This window comes from Cohnella zeiphila (assembly GCF_014212055.1).
Lineage (GTDB): Bacteria > Bacillota > Bacilli > Paenibacillales > Paenibacillaceae > Cohnella > Cohnella zeiphila.
On the sequence record NZ_JACJVO010000047.1, the window covers coordinates 15,304 to 34,655 of the forward strand.

Annotated in this window: 20 protein-coding genes; all 20 read right to left on the reverse strand. The window is 60.7% G+C overall.

Annotated elements, in window-relative coordinates:
• Positions 1 to 123: 123 nt before the first annotated feature.
• Positions 124 to 1,074: an ROK family glucokinase gene (locus tag H7C18_RS31030; protein WP_185133013.1), complete on the reverse strand. Its 951-nt coding sequence runs from the start codon at positions 1,072 to 1,074 to the stop codon at positions 124 to 126.
• Positions 1,075 to 1,153: 79 nt separating this feature from the next.
• Positions 1,154 to 2,104: a thioredoxin-disulfide reductase gene (gene trxB / locus H7C18_RS31035; protein ID WP_185133014.1), complete on the reverse strand. Its 951-nt coding sequence runs from the start codon at positions 2,102 to 2,104 to the stop codon at positions 1,154 to 1,156.
• Between the two features lie 96 nt (positions 2,105 to 2,200).
• Complete coding sequence (locus H7C18_RS31040; RefSeq protein WP_420481897.1) at positions 2,201 to 3,946, reverse strand: tetratricopeptide repeat protein; 1,746 nt, start codon at positions 3,944 to 3,946, stop codon at positions 2,201 to 2,203.
• Between the two features lie 273 nt (positions 3,947 to 4,219).
• Positions 4,220 to 5,173 carry a ribose-phosphate diphosphokinase gene (locus H7C18_RS31045; RefSeq protein WP_185133015.1) on the reverse strand — a complete coding sequence of 318 codons (954 nt, stop codon included), beginning with the start codon at positions 5,171 to 5,173 and terminating at the stop codon, positions 4,220 to 4,222.
• A 185-nt stretch (positions 5,174 to 5,358) separates the two neighbouring features.
• Complete coding sequence (gene hisIE / locus H7C18_RS31050) at positions 5,359 to 6,021, reverse strand: bifunctional phosphoribosyl-AMP cyclohydrolase/phosphoribosyl-ATP diphosphatase HisIE (RefSeq protein WP_185133016.1); 663 nt, start codon at positions 6,019 to 6,021, stop codon at positions 5,359 to 5,361.
• Positions 6,018 to 6,776 (reverse strand): imidazole glycerol phosphate synthase subunit HisF, encoded by a 759-nt coding sequence (gene hisF / locus H7C18_RS31055; protein WP_185133017.1) that lies wholly within the window; start codon positions 6,774 to 6,776, stop codon positions 6,018 to 6,020. The genes hisIE and hisF overlap by 4 nt, the downstream gene beginning before the upstream one ends.
• A gap of 28 nt (positions 6,777 to 6,804) precedes the next feature.
• Positions 6,805 to 7,566: a phosphoribosylformimino-5-aminoimidazole carboxamide ribotide isomerase gene (gene hisA / locus H7C18_RS31060; RefSeq protein ID WP_185133018.1), complete on the reverse strand. Its 762-nt coding sequence runs from the start codon at positions 7,564 to 7,566 to the stop codon at positions 6,805 to 6,807.
• A 39-nt stretch (positions 7,567 to 7,605) separates the two neighbouring features.
• Entirely contained in the window at positions 7,606 to 8,223 is a 618-nt protein-coding gene (hisH, locus tag H7C18_RS31065) for an imidazole glycerol phosphate synthase subunit HisH (protein ID WP_185133019.1), read from the reverse strand.
• Position 8,224: 1 nt separating this feature from the next.
• Positions 8,225 to 8,821, reverse strand: coding sequence for an imidazoleglycerol-phosphate dehydratase HisB (gene hisB / locus H7C18_RS31070; protein ID WP_185133020.1), 597 nt, complete (start codon positions 8,819 to 8,821; stop codon positions 8,225 to 8,227).
• Positions 8,818 to 10,107: a histidinol dehydrogenase gene (gene hisD, locus H7C18_RS31075; protein ID WP_185133021.1), complete on the reverse strand. Its 1,290-nt coding sequence runs from the start codon at positions 10,105 to 10,107 to the stop codon at positions 8,818 to 8,820. Before hisD ends, hisB begins: the two co-directional genes overlap by 4 nt.
• Before the next feature lie 377 nt (positions 10,108 to 10,484).
• Positions 10,485 to 11,123 carry an ATP phosphoribosyltransferase gene (gene hisG, locus H7C18_RS31080; protein ID WP_185133022.1) on the reverse strand — a complete coding sequence of 213 codons (639 nt, stop codon included), beginning with the start codon at positions 11,121 to 11,123 and terminating at the stop codon, positions 10,485 to 10,487.
• Positions 11,120 to 12,346, reverse strand: coding sequence for an ATP phosphoribosyltransferase regulatory subunit (locus tag H7C18_RS31085; RefSeq protein ID WP_185133023.1), 1,227 nt, complete (start codon positions 12,344 to 12,346; stop codon positions 11,120 to 11,122). The genes hisG and H7C18_RS31085 overlap by 4 nt, the downstream gene beginning before the upstream one ends.
• Positions 12,347 to 12,396: 50 nt before the next feature.
• Complete coding sequence (locus tag H7C18_RS31090) at positions 12,397 to 12,621, reverse strand: hypothetical protein (protein WP_185133024.1); 225 nt, start codon at positions 12,619 to 12,621, stop codon at positions 12,397 to 12,399.
• A gap of 32 nt (positions 12,622 to 12,653) precedes the next feature.
• Entirely contained in the window at positions 12,654 to 13,625 is a 972-nt protein-coding gene (locus H7C18_RS31095; RefSeq protein WP_185133025.1) for a polysaccharide deacetylase family protein, read from the reverse strand.
• Positions 13,626 to 13,643: 18 nt separating this feature from the next.
• Positions 13,644 to 14,147, reverse strand: coding sequence for a DapH/DapD/GlmU-related protein (locus H7C18_RS31100; protein WP_185133026.1), 504 nt, complete (start codon positions 14,145 to 14,147; stop codon positions 13,644 to 13,646).
• Entirely contained in the window at positions 14,144 to 14,812 is a 669-nt protein-coding gene (gene ppaX / locus H7C18_RS31105; RefSeq protein WP_185133027.1) for a pyrophosphatase PpaX, read from the reverse strand. Before ppaX ends, H7C18_RS31100 begins: the two co-directional genes overlap by 4 nt.
• 62 nt (positions 14,813 to 14,874) lie before the next feature.
• Positions 14,875 to 15,807 (reverse strand): HPr(Ser) kinase/phosphatase, encoded by a 933-nt coding sequence (hprK, locus tag H7C18_RS31110; protein ID WP_185133028.1) that lies wholly within the window; start codon positions 15,805 to 15,807, stop codon positions 14,875 to 14,877.
• Positions 15,808 to 15,992: 185 nt separating this feature from the next.
• Positions 15,993 to 17,114 (reverse strand): ABC transporter ATP-binding protein, encoded by a 1,122-nt coding sequence (locus H7C18_RS31115; RefSeq protein ID WP_185133029.1) that lies wholly within the window; start codon positions 17,112 to 17,114, stop codon positions 15,993 to 15,995.
• Positions 17,115 to 17,205: 91 nt separating this feature from the next.
• On the reverse strand, positions 17,206 to 18,297 hold the full coding sequence (locus tag H7C18_RS31120; RefSeq protein WP_185133030.1) for a PucR family transcriptional regulator: 1,092 nt from the start codon (positions 18,295 to 18,297) through the stop codon (positions 17,206 to 17,208).
• 67 nt (positions 18,298 to 18,364) lie between these two features.
• Positions 18,365 to 19,312 (reverse strand): MraY family glycosyltransferase, encoded by a 948-nt coding sequence (locus tag H7C18_RS31125; RefSeq protein ID WP_185133031.1) that lies wholly within the window; start codon positions 19,310 to 19,312, stop codon positions 18,365 to 18,367.
• Between the last annotated feature and the right edge of the window lie 40 nt (positions 19,313 to 19,352).

Here is a 19,352-nt window from a genome sequence, read left to right on the forward strand (position 1 = left end):
GCCCCGCAAAGCGGCGCTAAGCTTCGAAGTTTTACTCAGGTACTTTGCGGGGGCCCCGGAACTATTGATTCTTAAAATAAAGCGCCTGTCCGCCGGCGGTCGGGCGGCTCAGGCGCAGCTTCGTCACGCGCGAAGGAACAGGCCCGCGGCGCCGACGATTCCCGCGTTGTTGCCGAGTTCCGCGGCGACGATATCGACCCCTCTGCTCGCCACTTCCGGGGTCAGCTTGACGAACACTTCCCGGATCTGGTCGAACAGATAATCTCCGGCCTTGCTCACGCCGCCGCCGAGAATAAAGCGCTGCGGATTGACGACGACGGCGATGGCCGCCATCGATTTGCCCAGGTAGTACGCCGCCCGGCTGACGATCCGCTGAGCCGCTTCGTCCCCATCCTTGGCCGCGTCGAACACTTCCTTCGCCATGATGTTCTCGACGTACGCAAGCGAAGTCTTATCGCCCCGTTCAACGGCATCCTTCGCCATCCGGATAATGCCGGTCGCGGAAGACACCGTCTCCAGGCAGCCCATCTGGCCGCACCCGCACTGGATCGCTTCCAGGTCCGGCACGACCGACATGTGCCCGAGCTCGCCGGCCATTCCGCTGAACCCTTCGATCAGGCGTCCGTTCAAGATGATTCCGCCGCCTACGCCGGTGCCCAGCGTATAGCAGACGCAATTATCCACCCCGCGTCCGGCGCCGCCCCAAGCTTCTCCAAGGGCGGCCACGTTGGCGTCGTTGTTGATCTTGACCGGTTTGCCGAGCTTCTCCTCCATAATCTGCTTAGCCGGCACGTCCCGGAAGGGAAGATTCGCCGAGAATTGAATGATGCCGTTCGGAATATCCAGAAATCCGGCGATTCCGATTCCGACACCCGCCACGGCTTCCCACTCCGGCGTGCCGGGAGGAACGAGCTCTTTCACATATGCCGCGATATTGTTAAGAATCGTTTCCGTTCCTTGTTCCGTTTGGGTCGGACCTTCGAATAGGCGAAGCAGATCCCCCGCGGCATTGCACAAACCGACCTTGATGGCGGTACCGCCCAGGTCGACGCCAACGTATAAAGCTTGGGACATGATGATGACACCTCGAAAATGGAATAATGAAACTTGGTCCGAGAAACGCCCCGGACCGCTCTCTCCGGGTCGAAGGGGCTTATCCGAGCGAAACGCTCCAATCCTGAACCATCGAGCCTTCCAGGAACTTCTCGCAGTCCAGAGCGGCCATGCAGCCGCTCCCGGCGGCGGTGATCGCCTGGCGATACTTCGTGTCCTGCACGTCGCCGCAGGCGAACACGCCCGGCACGTTCGTCTCCGACGAGCCCGGCTTGGTCACGATGTAGCCGTGCTCGTCGGTCTCGACCTGGCCGCCCAGGAACTTCGTGTTCGGCGTGTGGCCGATCGCGATAAATACTCCCTGCGCGTCGATGACCTCTTCCTCGCCCGTGTCATTGTTTTTCACTTTGAGTCCGGTTACGCCTTGGTCGCCCGCTATGACTTCAAGAGGCGTGCGATTCAGGCCCCAGCTGATCTTCTCGTTCTCGCGAGCCCGATCCTGCATGATCTTGGAGGCGCGAAGCTCTTCGCGGCGGTGCACCAGCATCAGCTCCGAAGCGAACCGGGTCAGGAAATTCGCCTCTTCCATGGCCGAGTCGCCTCCGCCGACGACGATAATCTTCTTGTTGCGGAAGAAGAAGCCGTCGCAAGTCGCGCAGGTGCTGACGCCTCTGCCGACGTTGTCCTTCTCCCCGGGAATGCCGAGATACTTGGCCGAAGCGCCGGTCGAGATGATGATCGACTCCGCCTGCAGCGTCTCTCCGCCTTCCAGCAGCAGCTTGAACGGCCGTTTGGCGAGCTCGACCGAGTTCACCCATCCCGTCCGGAACTGGGCGCCGAAACGCTCCGCTTGCTTGCGCATATTGGTCATGAGCTCCGGACCCATTATGCCCTCGGGAAAGCCCGGAAAGTTCTCGACTTCCGTCGTCGTCGTCAGCTGACCGCCCGGCTCCGGTCCTTCGATGACGAGCGGGTTCATATTCGCCCGAGCCAGATAAATGGCCGCCGTCAGTCCGGCAGGCCCCGTTCCGATAATGATGCTCTTGTACATAGTTTCTGCTCCTCCTTAAGCCCCTGAAGCCACGCCCTAGCGGGACGCCAAGCCCATGCCATGATAAAAATAGAACGGTTGCGCGAAGCGCGCCCCCTATCCTTGTTCGTTGAACAAAGACAGGTTCAGCGACATCTTCAGTTTCTCCCGGATGCCGCACGCTTCGTCGATCCGGTTCGCGTACCGGCTGATGCTCGCCTGCGAAGCGCCGTAACGGCGGACGAGGTCGGAGTACGTGATCGTCTGCCGATGCATCTTCGCCGTCCAGTATTCGAGCGCCGCGGCCCAGCCTTCGGCGTTGCGCAATTTGGGCACCTGCGGATAGACGCGGGACAGATAATCGACCCACAGCGTCATCATGTCATGCTGCTGCACGACGTCGTAGAGTCCTGACATCTGCTCCATCGCTTTCTCCAGCACGTGCTGCCAAGCCGTATCCCACACCGGAAGCCGGGCCGTTCGCCGGCGGGCTTCCAAGGTCAGCGTCCGGCCGCTGAACGCGACGGTGAGCGGATCCTGAAGCCCGATCGAGCGGAGCACCAGCACGGCGACGCGTTTGATCTCGTCGTCCTCTCCGGGATCGACGAGGAACGCCTTGAGCGCGTCGATCACTTCGTCGTCGGCCACGAGGCCGAGCGCCTGAATGACCTGCGTCTTCGTGCGGCGGTCGCCGTGCCGAAGCGCCCAGAAGAAGGACGAGCGGATCAGCGGGTCCCGCTTCAACGCTTCGGACACCATCTCCGGCGACCTCTCCCACTTCCGGAACTGTTCGTCGAACGGAAGGTGGAAGTGATAATGCGTAGGCGGAGTTTCCTCGCCGGTTCGGATTCGCTCCAGCTTCCGCAGGTAGAACGGAGGCACCTCGGACTCCGGATCGAGACGCTCCGCCTGCTGCCAGAACCGCTGCGCCTCGTCGTAGCGGCCGATGTTGGCGGCGGCGACAGCGGCGAAATGGTGCAAGCTCGGCTCGCCCGTCAGCTCCCCGGTCCGGAGCAGCCTGCGGAAATGGCGGTACGCCGCGTGATGCTCCCCTACGATGCCAAGCGTCGTCGCCAGCTTGAACACGTGCTCGGGGTGGAAAGGCACCGTCTTGCGCAGCACTTCCATCAAGCGGGCCAGCTGCTTCGCTTTATTCGAATGCTGATAAAAGATCGCCAGATTGCAGAGCGCGTGCAGATTGCCCGGCTCCGCCTCGAGCACCTCGGAGATCGTCTGGACCGACTTGTCGAACAATCCCATGTAGTAGTATGCCAATCCGAGATTGTTCCGGGCCGCGAGAAAGTCGGGCTGACGGACGATAATATCTTCCAGCAGGCGAACCGCCTCCGAGAACCGGCCCGCTTCCAGCAGCTCGCGCGCCCTGTCGTGGTCGAACAGGTTCTCCTTGGACTTGATCGTCGACAGCTTCGTCGGCCGGTTCAGCTCGTAATGGAGCAAGTCGAGCAATTCGTCGGCCTCTTCGAGAAACTGGCCTTCGGCATCGTTCTCGAGGTAGCGGACCAATGCGTCTTCCGCCGCCTCGTACAGTTCCATGTTGGCGTAGTTGTTCGCGAGATAATAGTAGCACTCGGTCATGTCCGGATCGATCCGGTCCAGCACGGAACGGAGCACGTCGTTGGACTCCTCGTAGCGCCCCATCTCCGACAGGATTCCGGCCATGTTGCAGTGGTTGACCGGATTGTCCGGCTCGTATTCGACCGCGCGGCGGAAATACTTCAGTGCCTTGTCGTAATGGTAACGGTCCAGCGACTGAACGGCCCTTTCAAAGAAAAATGTCGCGTCCAAAGAAAAAGGAATCACCTTCGGACGTCGGGTTTTCATCGCATGCTTACGTTGACTCACAGGCAAGGCACCTCCCCGGTTGGTCGTTCTTCCGTTCTTTCTCTTCGTGCATAAGCCCGTTCAAAAATGCCGGCTGCGCCGGTCGCGTCATTCCGATTATAACACAGCGCGAGCGTTCCTTAAAACAAAAAGACCGACAGGGCTTGCCTAGGCAACGGCGTCAGGCGGCGCCCTAAAGATAAAAAGCTCCCCGCCCGCTCGGTAAATAAGCGGCGCGGAGAGCGAAGTCTCTCCATAAGGCGCTATGCTGCGGTACGGGAAGCAATCACAGGTTCACACGCCCGCGTTCTTGAACAGCGTGCTGATCGAGCCGCCTTCCATGATGATGCGGATCGCTTCCGACAGCATGGGGGCGACGGACAGCGTCTTGAACCGCGGCGAGCGGTCGTTCGGCAGCAGGATCGTGTCGGTGACGACGACCTCGCGAATGCTCGGGTGGTCGAGCTTGCGCAACGCGTCTCCCGAGAACAGCGGATGCGTCGCGCAGACGTACACGTCTTCGGCGCCGCGTTCCTTCAAGCCTTCGACGACATTGACGATCGTCGTACCCGTATCGATCAGGTCCTCGATAATGATCGGCGTCTGCCCCTGGACGTCCCCGATGACGTGGGTAATGACCGACTCGTTATGCGCCGGCCTTTTCTTGATCATGATCGCGAAAGGAGAATCGAGTTGGTTCGCCAGCTTCTCCGCCGTAGAGGCGCGTCCGGCGTCCGGCGAAACGACGACGGGATTCGGGATGTTCTTCGCCTTGAGGTAATCGCTGATGAGATCGAGCGCGGTCAGGTGATCGACGGGAATGTTGAAAAATCCCTGGATCGCCGCGGCGTGCAGATCGATCGTCACGATCCGGTGCGCGCCTACCGTCGTCAGAACGTCCGCCACCATCTTCGCCGAGATCGGCTCGCGAGGCGCCGCCTTGCGTTCCTGCCGGGCATAGCCGTAATACGGCAGCACGACGTTGATCGTCCGCGCCGACGCCCGCTTGGCCGCGTCGATCATGACGAGCAATTCGACGAAGTAATCGTTGATCGGGTGGGAAAAAGACTGCACGAGGAACACGTCGCAGTTGCGGATCGTCTCCTCGTAATGGACATAAACTTCCCCGCTCTTGAAACGGGAAAGCTTGATTTTCCCAAGCGGCAATCCGAGATGGCTTGCGATGTTCTCGGCCAGAAGCGGATTGGACGATCCTGAGAAAATGCGAAGCTTGCTGCTGGTGTACATGCGCCCCTCCAAAAAAGTTCGGTACTCGTCACGTTCTACCGAAATTCGACTTTATTATACCATGAGACGGGGGGATAATTAAAAGCTCGTCTCGCCCAATTTGCGGCGATCGAACGTCCCCGCGCGCGTAAAACCGGCTTCTCGCGGCGCCGCTTCCGCATCTTCTCGCCGCCGCGCCGTCCGCGTCAGTTCTTCTTGACCGGCTTGCGGTGGCGGAATTCAAGCTCCCGCAGCACTTCGTCCAACGGGATGTCCTGCTGGCGCAGCAGCACCATCAGATGGAAGATCAGGTCGGCCGCTTCGGAGCGGATTTCCTGACGGTCGCCGTTTTTGCCGCCGATGATGACCTCCGCCGATTCCTCGCCGATCTTCTTTAAGATTTTGTCCAGCCCTTTGTCGAAAAGATACGTCGTATACGAGCCCTCGGGCCGTTCCGCCTGCCGCTTCGCGATCGTCGCTTCGAGCCCGCCGAGCGCCGCGAACCGGTCCGGCTGCGGCCGCGTCTCCTCGGGCAGCTCGCCGTCCGCGTCGCGGTAGAAGCAGCTGTACGCCCCGGTGTGGCAAGCCGCGCCGTTCTGCCTCACCAGCGCCAGGAGCGTATCGCCGTCGCAATCGTAGCGCAGCGATTCGATGCGCTGCGTGTGGCCGGACGTCTCGCCCTTGTGCCACAGTTCTCCGCGCGAGCGGCTCCAGAACCAGGTCTCCCCGCTGTCCAGCGACTTTTGCAGAGACTCGCGGTTCATGTAGGCCAGCATAAGCACTTCCTTGCTGACAGCATCCTGTACGATGACCGGCACGAGGCCGTCGGCGCTCCATTTGATTTGTTCGATTAGATTCGATGAGGTCATCTCACGTTCACTCCTTCCGCCCGCAGCGCGTCCTTGACGTCCCGGATCGTGACTTCCTTATAGTGGAAAATACTCGCGGCCAGCCCGGCGTCCGCCCGTCCGTCCGTGAACACTTCCGCGAAATGCCGCGCGCTCCCGGCGCCGCCCGAGGCGATCACGGGAATGCCGACCGAGCCGGAGACGGCCGCCGTCAGCGGCAGGTCGAAGCCGTCCTTCGTGCCGTCGGCGTCCATGCTCGTCAGCAGCAATTCGCCCGCGCCCCGACATTCGGCTTCCTTCGCCCATTCCAGCGCCTTGATGCCGGTCGAATTACGGCCGCCGTGCGTGAACACTTCCCATTCGCCCCATTCGGCGTTGAACTTGGCGTCGATGGCGACGACGATGCATTGGGCGCCGAAGATCCGCGCCCCGTCCGTGACCAGATCGGGATGGCGGATCGCCGCCGTGTTGATGCCGATTTTGTCCGCTCCCGCCCGCAGCAGCCGCTTCATGTCGTCCGTAGACGAGATGCCGCCGCCGACCGTGAACGGGATCGTGATCTCACCCGCCGTACGCCGGACGACCTCGATCATCGTCGCCCGCCCCTCGACGGACGCCGAGATGTCGAGAAAGACGAGCTCGTCCGCGCCTTCGCGGTCGTAAAGCGCCGCCAGCTCGACCGGATCCCCGGCGTCGCGGAGGTTGACGAAATTGACTCCCTTGACGACTCGCCCGTCCTTGACGTCGAGGCACGGGATAATTCTTTTGGATAACATGGGATTGCCTCCTTCTGCGGTTCAGCGGTCACGGGAGCCGCCGGCAGTAGTTCACGACTTCCCGGTAAGCGAGCGCTCCGCCGAAGATGTCGAGCGCACTGCCGATCGTAATGTCCAGCCGGCCGCCGGTGATCGCGCGAAAACGTTCCAAATCCGCAAGCGAGCGCGCCCCGCCGGCATATGTCGTCGGAATGCGGACCCATTCGGCCAGATGGCGCGCCAACCGTTCCTGCACGCCTTCCCGCTTGCCTTCTACGTCAACGGCGTGTATAAGGAATTCGTCGCAGCTGTTCTCCAACTCCCGAATCGAGGCCTCGTTCAGCTCCAAGTCGCTGAAGCGCGTCCATTGGTTCGTCACGACATACCACTTGCCGTCCCGTTCCTTGCAGCTGAGGTCCAGCACCAGCCTCTCCTTGCCGACCTCCGCCACGATCTTGCGAAGGTTGTCCGTGTCGAGCCGGCCGTCGCGGAATACGTAAGAGGTGACGATAACGTGCGACGCCCCCTCCTCCAGATACTCCGCCGCGTTCTCGGCCGTAATGCCGCCGCCGATTTGCATCCCTTCCGGATACGCGCGAAGGGCTTGAACCGCCGCCTCGCGATTGCCGCCGCCAAGCATGATAATATGTCCGCCGGTCAGCCCGTCTTCTTTGTACATCTTAGCGTAATGGCCGGGATCCTGGGCGGAGACGAAGTTCTCGACGACCTTCGAGGCGTCCTCCTGCAGGGTCTCCCCGACGATCTGCTTCACCTTGCCCTGATGGATGTCGATACAAGGTCTGAAACGCATGCCGCATCTCCATCCTTCGATTGATAGAGTTTAGAGTATTTATAAAGATCGGGCCGGCACCAGTCGGGTAAAATTGCGGAGCAGCGCCATTCCGAGCTCCCCGCTTTTCTCCGGGTGGAACTGCATGCCGTACAGCGAACCTCTCCCGACGATCGCCGTCACCGGCTGGTGATAATCCGTCGTCGCCAGCAAATCCTCGCGCTTCTCCGGCAATGCATGGTAGGAGTGCACGAAATAAACGTATCCCGGCTGCAAGCCCTCGAACAGCGGATTCGACGCCTGCGCGAAAGTTAGCTCGTTCCACCCCATATGCGGAACTTTATAATCCCCTTCGAAGCGGACGACCCGCCCGGGCAGAAGCCCGAGCCCTTCGTGCCGGCCGTGCTCCTCGCTCTCGTCGAACAGCAGCTGCATGCCCAGGCAAATGCCGAGCAGCGGCTTGCCGAGCGACGCGAATTCCTTCACTGTGGCATCCAGCCCCGTCTCGCGCAGGTTGCGCATCGCGTCGCCGAACGCGCCGACACCGGGCAGTACCGCCCCGTCCGCCGCCAGGATCTCCTCCGGCGAAGAGGTAACGGCCGTCTCGCAGCCGAGCCGCTCCAGCGCCTTGCTCACGCTGTGCAGGTTGCCCATGCCGTAATCGATGATCGCGATCATGCTACAGCACTCCCTTCGTCGAGGGCACGCCTTTCACGCGGGGATCGATCAAGGTCGCCTCGTCCAGCGCGCGGCCGAGCGCCTTGAACACCGCTTCGATCATATGGTGCGTATTGTGTCCATAATGGACGATGACGTGCAGCGTAATCCGCGCTTCCAACGCCAGCTTCCACAGAAACTCATGAACGAGCTCCGTGCTGAAGCTGCCGACATGCGCCGACGGATATTCCGCCCGATATTCGAAATGCGGCCGGTTGCTGATGTCGACGACGACCTGGGCCAGCGCCTCGTCCATCGGCACGAACACGCTGGCATAGCGCTTGATCCCCGCCTTGTCTCCCAGCGCCTCCCGCAGCGTCTGCCCGAGGCAGATGCCGATGTCCTCCACCGTGTGGTGGTCGTCGATGTCCACATCGCCCCGCGCCTCGACGCTAAGATCGAATTGTCCGTGCTTCGCGAACAGGTCCAGCATATGATTCAGAAAAGGAACGTCCGTCTCGATGTTGACCGACCCCGTGCCGTCCACGCCGAACGACAGCTTGATGTCCGTCTCGTTCGTTTTGCGGGCTACCTCGGCCGTGCGCGCTCCAACCGTCATTTCGCTTCTCCACCTTCCAATCGGATTTCGACCGCCCGGGCGTGGGCTTCCAGCCCTTCGTGCCGGGCCAGCGTCGCGATGCCCGCCGCATCCCTGTGAAGGGCTTCGCGGCTGTAGCGGATCAGACTCGATTTTTTCAGAAAATCGTCCACGTTCAGCGGAGAAGAGAACCGGGCGGTTCCGTTCGTCGGCAAAATGTGGTTCGGTCCGGCGTAGTAGTCGCCTACCGGTTCCGGGCTGTACGGTCCGACGAAGATCGCGCCGGCGTTCTCGATGCCCCCGATCAGCTCCATCGGGTTGTTCGCGATCACTTCCAGATGCTCCGGCGCCAGCTTGTTGACGACCGCGAGTCCCTCGGACATGTCGGCCACCGTCAGTATCGCGCCGTACTGCCGAAGAGACGCCTCGGCGATCTCCCGCCGCGGCAGCGTCGCGACTTGGCGCTCCAGCTCCGCCTCGACCGCCTTCGCCAGCTCCTCCGACGTCGTCACCAGCACCGCCGACGCCATCTCGTCATGCTCCGCCTGCGACAGCATATCCGCGGCCACGTACCGCGGATCGGCGCAATCCTCGGCGAGCACGACGATCTCGGTCGGCCCCGCGATGCTGTCGATGTCGACCGCGCCGAACACGGCGCGCTTCGCCAGCGCCACGTAGATATTGCCGGGCCCGCACACCTTGTCGACGGCGGGAATGCTCTCCGTCCCGTAAGCCAGCGCGGCGATCGCCTGCGCGCCGCCGATCCGGTACATCTCGGTCACGCCCGACTCGGCGGCCGCGACCAGAATGTACGGATCGATGCCTTCGCGCCCGCCGGTGGACGGCGGCGTGACGAGAACGATCTCGGGCACGCCCGCGACTTTGGCCGGCAGCACGTTCATGAGCACCGACGACGGATATGCCGCCTTGCCTCCGGGAACGTACAAGCCGACCCGCTTCAAGGGGCGCACCACCATGCCGAGTACCGTTCCGTCCGGCTTGGAGTCCATCCAGGACGTTCGTTTCTGCTTCTCGTGGAACGCGGTCACGTTCGCCGCCGCCTGGCGAAGCGCCGCCAGAAAATCCGGCTCCACCTTGTCGTACGCCGCTTCGATCTCCTCGCGCGTCACCCGCAGTTCCTCCGGCCGCAGCTTCACCTTGTCGAGCCGTTCCGTGTAGCGCAGCAGCGCGGCATCTCCCTCTCGCCGCACCGCTTCGACGATCTCGCGAACCGTCTCGTTCTGCTCGGGCGTTCCGTACTCGTTCTCCCGCTCCAAGCGGAACCCTTGCGCCGAACCGATGTACATGGCCATGTCCTCCTTCTTTGCTTATATGCAGCTTACATCCTGCCGCATGCTTCTCCTTGCAACTCGACTCACTCGCGCTATTCAGCCGAATTTCGCTCTATGAATTACATTAACTCGACTTTTCCGCGTTACTCAGCCGATTTTCGCTCTTGGAGCCACACTAACTCGGTTTTTCCGCTTTACTCTGCCGCACTTCGCTCTTTGAGCCAAACTAACTCGGTTTTTCCGCTTTACTCTGCCGCACTTCGCTCTTTGAGCCAAACTAACTCTACTTTTCCGCGTTACTCAGCCGATTTTCGCTCTTTGAGCCAAACTAACTCGACTTTTCCGCGTTACTCTAACCGCCTCCCGGCATGCCCGCGTCCGAAGACCGCCGGCTACCTTCCCACCGAGAGCCGCTGCCCCAGCCGGTCGCACAAGTCCTGGATCGCGTCGTTCTTCAGCCGGTAGCTGACCCGGTTGGCGATAAGCCGGCTCGTGACCGAGAACATCGTCTCCATCTCGACCAGCCCGTTCTCCTTCAGCGTCTGCCCCGTCTCCACCATATCGACGATCCGGTCCGCCAGGCCGATCAGCGGGGCCAGCTCGATGGAGCCGTTCAGCTGGATCACTTCCACCTGCTGGCCGCGCTCGCGGAAATACTGCGAGGCGACGTTCGGGTACTTGGTCGCCACGCGGGGATGAATGACGGGCTTCCAGCCCGGCAGGCCGATCACCGACATCCGGCACTTCGCGATGCCGAGGTCCAGCAGCTCGTAGACGTCCTTGCTCTCTTCCATCAGCACGTCCTTGCCGACGATGCCGATATCCGCCACTCCGTATTCCACATACGTCGGCACGTCGACCGGCTTCGCCATGATGAACGCCATGTTCGCTTCCGGCACCGGGATGATCAGCTTGCGGGAATCGTCGAAGTCCTCCGGAATCGGCAGCCCCGCCTCGCGGAACAGCTTGCTGGCCTGCTTGTAGATGCGGCCCTTGGGCATCGCCACCATCAGCGCGCCGTTCTCCGTCATGCTTTCTCCCCCTCTCCCATACCGTATACGAGCAAGCTGTCGTACCAGGCGTCCCGGAACGCGAACGTCTCCGTCCGGGACGCGTTCTCCCGCAGCTCCGCCCAATCCGGCGAGTCTGCCGCCAGCGCCAGCGTCGTCACCGCCAGCCCGTCGGCGCGCATCCGCTCCGCTTCGAGCAGCGCGTCGCGGCGCTGCTCGCGCGTGTACGCGACGAGCGTCCGGCCGGCGCCTTCCGGCTCTTCCTTCTCCGCGATGTCGAGAATCCGCGTCGTCTTCAGCGCGAAGCCCGTCGCCGCGGCCGGACGTCCGAACTGCGCGAGCAGGTTGTCGTAACGGCCGCCGCTGCATACCGGGAATCCGAGATGGGACGCGTACCCTTCGAAAGTCATGCCCGTATAGTACGAGAAGTCCCCGATCATCGTCAGGTCGATCATCACATGCTGCTGAAGCCCGTAAGCCCCAAGTGCCTCCCACACCTCGAGAAGCTGCCGAATGGCCGCGCGGGCATCCTCGCTGCCGCACATCTGCAGCGCCTGCTCGCCGGCTTCCGCTCCTCCCCGCAGCCGCAGAAGGCCTTCCAGTTCGGCGCGGACCGCATCCTCCAGCTCCAGGCGACGCAAAGTCTCCCGGTAGCCGACGTAATCCCGCTGAAGCAGGCACGCCTTCAGACTCTCCTGCTCCTCAAGCCGGCCCGGCAGCGCCTCTCCGAACAACCCGTTCAGGAAGCCGACATGGCCGACCGCGATTTTGAAGGACGGCACGCCCGCCGCCTGCAAGGAAGCGATGGCCAGCGCGATCACTTCCGCATCGGCTTCCGAGGAAGGATCGCCGATCAGCTCGACTCCCGTCTGGAAGAACTCCGCGTCGCGGCCTGCTTCTTCCTCGAAAGCCCGGAACACGTTGGCATGATAGCTGAGCCGCAGCGGAAACGGACGATCCTTCAGCAGCGACGCCGCCACGCGCGCGATCGGAGACGTCATGTCCGAACGGAGCACGATCGTCGTTCCTCGCTGGTTCAACAGCTTAAAAAGCTTCTGGTCCGAAGTGGCGCTGGCCACGCCGACCGTATCGTAATATTCCAGGGTGGGCGTCATGATCTGCTCGTATCCCCACCGCCGCATGCATTCCAGCACGTCCCGCTCGATTCGCCGCAGCCTGGACACCGCATGGGGCAAATAATCCTTCACGCCGACCGGCTTCTCGAAGCCCTTCGGTTTGGACATCGCGATCTCACCTCTTTTATCGATCCACACTGCTTTATTATATTAAAGTACTACCATGTTACCATGCTGCCAAAATAAAGACTTTTCTGTACTTTACCATGAAAGGGGTAGAGCGTCAACCGCCCGTCAAACGGAGGTCTTGTCCGTTTTTCCGGCACATCGGCATCTTCCGATTCGCGCAGCGGAACGAGGCTTTCCAGGACGAGAAAAAGCCGGGATCGAGCGGAAGAGACGGCGGCGCCCCGATCCCGGATATCGCCGCCTTCGTCTCCCATTCGTCCCGGCTTTCTTTCCCCCATGCTCCCGTTTATGCCGCCGCCTGAGTCCGTTGGCTCTTCGCGGGAGGAATCGCCTTCTCCATGTCGCTCAGCAGCGCGGCCGGATCGTCCGCCATGCCGCCCGCGTTCACGCGGTATCCGTTCCAATCGCGGGGACCGTTAATCCCTCTCTTGACCGTAAACGTCACATCGATCCCCAGTTGGCGACACACTTTCAATAGATCCGGCGAATAGTCTCCATACGGGAAGGCGAGCGCCTCGCGCGAGTTGCCCAGCTCCTGCTGAAGCTTCCGATCCGCCTTATCCAGGTCGGTCGTGATTCTCGCCAAATATTCCTGGCGCGTCTCCGTCCGTTTGACCCCGTTCTTCGGTCCGTAGACCGGAGCGGCGAGAATGCCTCTGACCCGCTTGCCGCTCGCGGAGACGGGCATCTCTATGTGCGAGTAGTAAGAGTGGCTGTAAAACGCCAATCCGTTCGCCTGCATCTCCTTGACCTGATCCCACGTCACCTTCGGGATGCCCTTGACGGCCGGATTGCCGACCGTCTCCACGATCAGGAAGCTGACCGCCGGAGCATGGTACTTTTTGAGAAGCGGATAGGCATACCGGTAAAGCGATTCATACCCGTCGTCGAACGTGAGCAGCACCGCATTGTCCGGTACCGGCTTCCCCTTCGTCATGAAGTCGAGATACTGGTCCATCGTAATCCAATGGAAACCGGCGTCCTTCATCATCTTCAGCTGCGTCTCGAAGCGGTCGACCGTCAGCGTCTTGTCGTTCAGCGGCTTGGGAGAGACGTCGTGGTACATCAGAACGATCACTTTGCCTGAATAATACTTTTTCGACCGGTAGGCGGCCGGCTGCAATCGCGTCCAAACGTGATGGGCCGCTCCCGCGTTCGCCGGACGAACCGCCCAACCCCAAATCCCGTGCAGCATGAGGCAGGCCGCCAGCAGCAGCCCCCCGCATAAGGCGTACGCCAACGATTTGCGAATCTTCATCCCGCTCCCGACCTTCCTTCAATCGTTAACGCCATCTTCGCGGGCCGGACCGAGATCCCTCAGCGGATTGCCCCCGACCCGCGCATTCGCCGGCACGTCCCGGTGCACGACCGCTCCGGCCGCGACCACCGCGCCGTCTCCGATCGTGACGCCGGGAAGAATCGTCACGTTGGCTCCGATCATCACGTTCGAGCCGATCCGGATCTCGCCGAGCCGATACTCCTTGATCAGGTACTCATGCGTGAGCAGCGTCGAGTTGTACCCGATGATGCAGTTGTCCCCGACCGTGATTTTCTCCGGAAAAAACACGTCCACCATCACCATCAGCGCGAACGAAGTCGTCCGCCCCACCTTCATGCCGAGGACGCGCCGGTAAATCCAGTTTTTGACCGACAGCTCCGGACAATATCGTGCCAGATGGATGAAAACGAAGTTGCGGACCGCTTTCCAGCGGGATACCGTCCGGTACACTTGCCACAGCGCATTGGGACCGTCCACCGGATAGCGTTCCACCCGTCTCACCCCGGCATCTTCTCCCATCCGCATAGTGTCAGCAGCTGTCTCATGTCTTGCACCACGTGCTTCGCTCCCGCCTCTCTCAGCACCGCTTCTCCCTTGAGCGACCAAGCGACGCCGACGGGAATCGCGCCCGCGCTTGCCGCCGATTGGATGTCGGCCGCGCTGTCCCCCAGCATAACGGTGGCGGAAGGGTTCGCGCCGAGCGCCGCGATCGCCTTGAGCACCGGCTCGGGATGAGGCTTCGGATGCTCCACGTCGTCCAGCGTGACGATGACGTCCATCGCCGAACGAATGCCGAGCAGGCGCAGCGCCCTGTCCGTCGAGTCGCGCATCTTCGTCGTCACGACCCCAAGCCTGAATCCGCGCTCCTTAAGCGCGGACACCGCCTCCGCCACACCCGGGAACAGCGTCACCATCTCGTCATGCCGCCGTAAATTATATTCCCGATACGCCCGAACCAAATCTTCCACCTGCTCCCGCCCGGAAAACTGCTGCATCTGATAGACCAGCGTCATCCCCATATACGGGATAATCTGCTCCCTCCCGAACGCTTCGGGAACGATGTCCTTCAGCGCGTGCAGGAACGATTCGATGATCAATTCGTTCGTATCGATTATGGTTCCATCCAAGTCGAACAGTACGGTATCGATGTTAGTCTCTGCTGCCATGTTCTCTCCAATCCTTGAATTCCCGGTCTTTCTTGCTATCCGAATGCTCCTCCGAGTCCCGCTTACTCGTAATCCTCGTCCGCGATCGCTTCCGTCAGCTTATTCGTGAATTGCAAGGCGGCGTTGTATCCCATGCGCTTGAGCCGGAAATTCATCGCCGCCACTTCCAGGATAACCGCCAGGTTCCGTCCGGGGCGTACGGGGACGGTAACGAGCGGTACTTCCGCTTCGATGATCTTCGTCGTCTCTTCGTCCAGGCCGAGGCGGTCGTACTGTTTTTCCTGCTGCCAATTTTCCAGCCGGATGACGAGACTGATCTGCTTCTGCGTGCGTACGGCGCCGGCGCCGAACAACGTCATCACGTTCAGGATGCCGAGGCCGCGAATTTCCAGCAGGTGCTGAATCAGCTCGGGCGCGCTGCCGTACAGCAGGTTATCGGCCGTCTGCCTGATTTCCACCGCGTCGTCGGCCACGAGACGATGACCGCGCTTGACGAGCTCCAGCGCCGTTTCGCTTTTGCCGATGCCGCTACCTCCCGTAATCAGCATGCCGACGCCGTAAACGTCGACCAGTACCCCGTGGATGGTTGCGGTAGGAGCAAGCTTCTTCTCCAGGAATGTCGTAATCCGGCTCAGCAGAATCGTCGTGGCGACGCTGCTGCGCAGTACCGGGAAGCTGCGGGAGTCTGCCACCGAGACCAGCTCGTGCGGCGCGTCCAGTCCGCGCGTGATGATGATGCACGGCGTCTCGTCCGTGCAGATCCGTTCCATTCTCTCCAATCTCTCTTCGGAAGAGAGAGTCTCCAGGAATGCCAGTTCCGTCTTGCCGAGAATTTGCGCGCGTTCAACTGGATAATAATCGTAATAACCGGCCATTTCCAGGCCCGGCCGATTGAGGTCGTCCGTCACGATCGCCCGGCGAAGCCCATCCCCTCCGGCGACCACTTCCAATTGAAATTGCTGCACGAGCTCGGATACTCTCACTTTTTTTGCCATCGTACAGCTCCCTTCCCGTAGTCATCTTCATCGTATCTAAAAAAGCATCGGAAATCAACGAAAAGCCTCCCCGGCAAAATAACCCCGCAAAGCGGGGCTTAGCTTCGAGGCTTATTCAGGTACTTTACGGGGGCCCCGAACAAAAAACGCCCGGCCATTAGGCCAGGCGTCTTCTATATTAAGAATTAATTCTCGAGAATGTTAAGCTCCGATTCCGTGTCGAACACATGAATCTTGTTCATGTCGATCGCCAGTTTGACGTTCTGGCCTTCTTGCAGGCCGGAGCGGCCGTCGATACGGGCAATGACGCTGTCCTTGCCCAGACCGTTCAGATACAGGTACATCTCGTGACCGAGGTTCTCGGACACTTCGATGCTGGCGTTGACGATCGATTTCGGAGAAGCTTCGATGAACACCGGCTCTTCGTGCAGGTCTTCCGGACGAACGCCGATGATGACTTCGCGGCCGATATAGCCTTTGGAGCGAAGAACCTTAGCCTTGCCTTCCGGAACTTCGACGTTGACGCCGGTCGCCTTGAAGTGCACGCTGCCGCCTTCTTCCACCAGTTGGCCGGTGATGAAGTTCATGGCCGGAGCGCCGATGAAGCCAGCGACGAACAGGTTGATCGGATGGTTGTAAAGCTCTTCCGGCGTAGCGGCTTGTTGAATGAAGCCGTCCTTCATGACGACGATGCGGTCGCCCATCGTCATGGCTTCGATCTGATCGTGGGTTACGTAGATGCAAGTCGTCTCCAGACGCTTCATCAGCTTGGAGATGTTCGCGCGCATCTGCGTACGGAGCTTGGCGTCCAAGTTGGACAGCGGTTCGTCCATCAGGAACACTTGCGGTTCGCGGACGATAGCGCGGCCCAAGGCGACGCGTTGGCGTTGACCGCCGGAAAGTGCCTTCGGCTTGCGGTCAAGCAGGTGCTCGATCTCGAGCGTGCGAGCGGCTTCGCGAACGCGACGGTCGATCTCGTCTTTGCGGAACTTGCGCAGTTTCAGACCGAATGCCATATTTTGATAAACGTTCATGTGCGGATACAGCGCGTAGGACTGAAACACCATCGCGATGTCGCGGTCTTTCGGAGCGACGTCGTTCACGACGCGGTCGCCGATGTACAGCTTGCCTTCGGAAATTTCCTCAAGGCCCGCGATCATCCGCAGCGTCGTCGACTTGCCGCAACCGGAAGGTCCGACCAGAACGAGAAATTCCTTGTCTTGAATGTCGAGGTTAAAGTCCGTTACCGATGCTTTGTCGGAACCCGGGTATTTTTTATAAACATGTTCCAAACGTACGCCTGCCATGTATAAGTTCCCCCTAACTCTTCGTTTAAGGTACAGCAATATCTTACCGCAGAGGGGCGGCGAATGACTATGCACAAAGCGTACAAAAAATTCATTTCCTTTTCGTAACTTTGTACAATAGCAGCATGATTCGGACAAGCACCGCGTCGTTGAAGGAGCGAACGTCGAGTCCCGTTTCCTGCTTCAGCTTATCGAGCCGGTACAGCAGCGTGTTGCGGTGGATAAACAATTTCTTGGCGGTCTCGCTGACGTTGCAGTCCATGGCGAAAAAAGCGTCCAGCGTCGTAATCGTCTCCGGCTCCGTGAACAGATCGGGGCGCCCCATCATCTCTTCCATGAACCGCGCGCGCGTCGATTCCGGGATGCCGCTCAGCAGGCGCTCCAGGTGCACCATCCACGGCAAATGAACTTGCATGCCGATATGGAAGCGCCTACCGAGATAGACGGTTTCCCGCAGGGTCGATACCGTCTGGACAAGGCTCTCCGTCGGAATGATCGGCATGCCTACGGCGACATGGCATTCCCCGCCCCACTCCTCGGTGAACATCTGGTGCAGCCCGGTCGCAAGCGAATAGAGCACTTCCTTCGTCTCATCCTGCTCCGGGGCGTCTTCCTCGGGAGAATCGACTTCCGCGAGCAGCCGGTCCGAGCCGAGTACCAGCCATTCGCGCTCCCGCAGCGGAACGAGGAACATGTCGTCGGAGATGAACGACCGGAATACTTTCTCCAATTCCGCATAGGAAGGCTCGCGATCGTCCGCCTGCTCGTTCTGAAGCAGGAACGGAATCATTCCGTCGAACAGCCGGTTTCGCAGCTCGAATTGATTCGGCACTTCGGCCCTGACGTCTCCGGCCGCGATGCACTGCTCGATCCAATCCCCAAGCTTGCGGGCCTGCCGTTCGGAGTCCGACGCTCCGGCTTGCGGCTTTGCGTTCACGGGCTTGAGCGCCCAGCCCAGCAATTCCCGCTCCAGCGGGGTCAACTTCGCGCGGATGTCGATCACTTTGAACTCGGAGCCGTCCGCCTTCGCCAGGAGCCAGCTTGAATCGGCCCGTTCCAGACAGTCGCCGGTCTCGGGATGCTTGCTTCCTCCCGCTTGCTCCCATTCAGTTCTCGGAATGACGCGAACTTCAACCGGTGCGCCCACCAATTGCTGCAGCCGTTGCAACTTTGACTTGTTCATGGCAGCACGCCCTTCGTCCGTGGTTATCCACATTGTAGCATAATCCAACGGGAACGGGGCAAGACGGCTATTTTAGGATGAGCACAATGACGATAGACATCAGTGAGAACACCGCCGCGATCAGATAAAGGAACGAGACGGTCTGAACCTGGGTCAATCCCCATTTCATCAGGCTGTGATGCGTATGCAGGTTGTCCGCCCGGTGCAGCCCCTTGCCTTCCCACAGCCGCCGCGAAAAAACGATCACCGTATCGAGAATGGGCACTCCGAGCGCAAGCACGGGAACGAACAGCGACAGGAAGGTCGCCCCCTTCAGCGTTCCTTCGATCGCCGTAACCGCCAACGTATAGCCGAGGAAGGTCGCTCCGGCGTCTCCCATGAAGATTCGCGCCGGATGGAAGTTGTAGGTAAGGAAGGCCAGGCATGCTCCCGCCAGAGCCACCGCGATGACGGCGATCGCGCCCTGGTTGCCGAGGATGGACGCCGCGAACAACGTCAGGGAGGAGATGACGCAGACGCCGGAGGCAAGGCCGTCGATGCCGTCGATGAAGTTCATCATGTTGACCAGGGCGAACACCCATAACGCCGTAAAAAAGGCGGTCCACCCGTCGGAAAACAAGATCATCGCCGACCGGGACGGCGCCGAGATCCCCTCAATGGAGACGCCGAACGCCAAGGGAAGCAGGGAGACGAGGATGTAGAGCAGCAGCCGGGGCCAGACCGGGAACTCCTTCCCGAACGACTTGAAGGCGTCGTCCGTCAGGCCGATGGCGACGAGCAGGCCGCCTCCGATCGCCAAGGTCCGAAAGAGCGGATTGTTGCCGAGGAACAAAAAGACGGTAAGGATCACTCCGATATAAATGACCAATCCGCCGCTGAGGGGGATCGGGGACGTATGGACCTTGCGGTGCGTGGGGCGATCGACGAACCCGATCCCGAGCGCGATCCTTCTTGCGACGGGAACCAGAATCAGGACAAGGAAAAAGGAATAGCCGAGCGCGTAAAGGTAAATCATCCGCAGCTCCTCCAGTCGGCCGAATCGGCGATTTACCCTT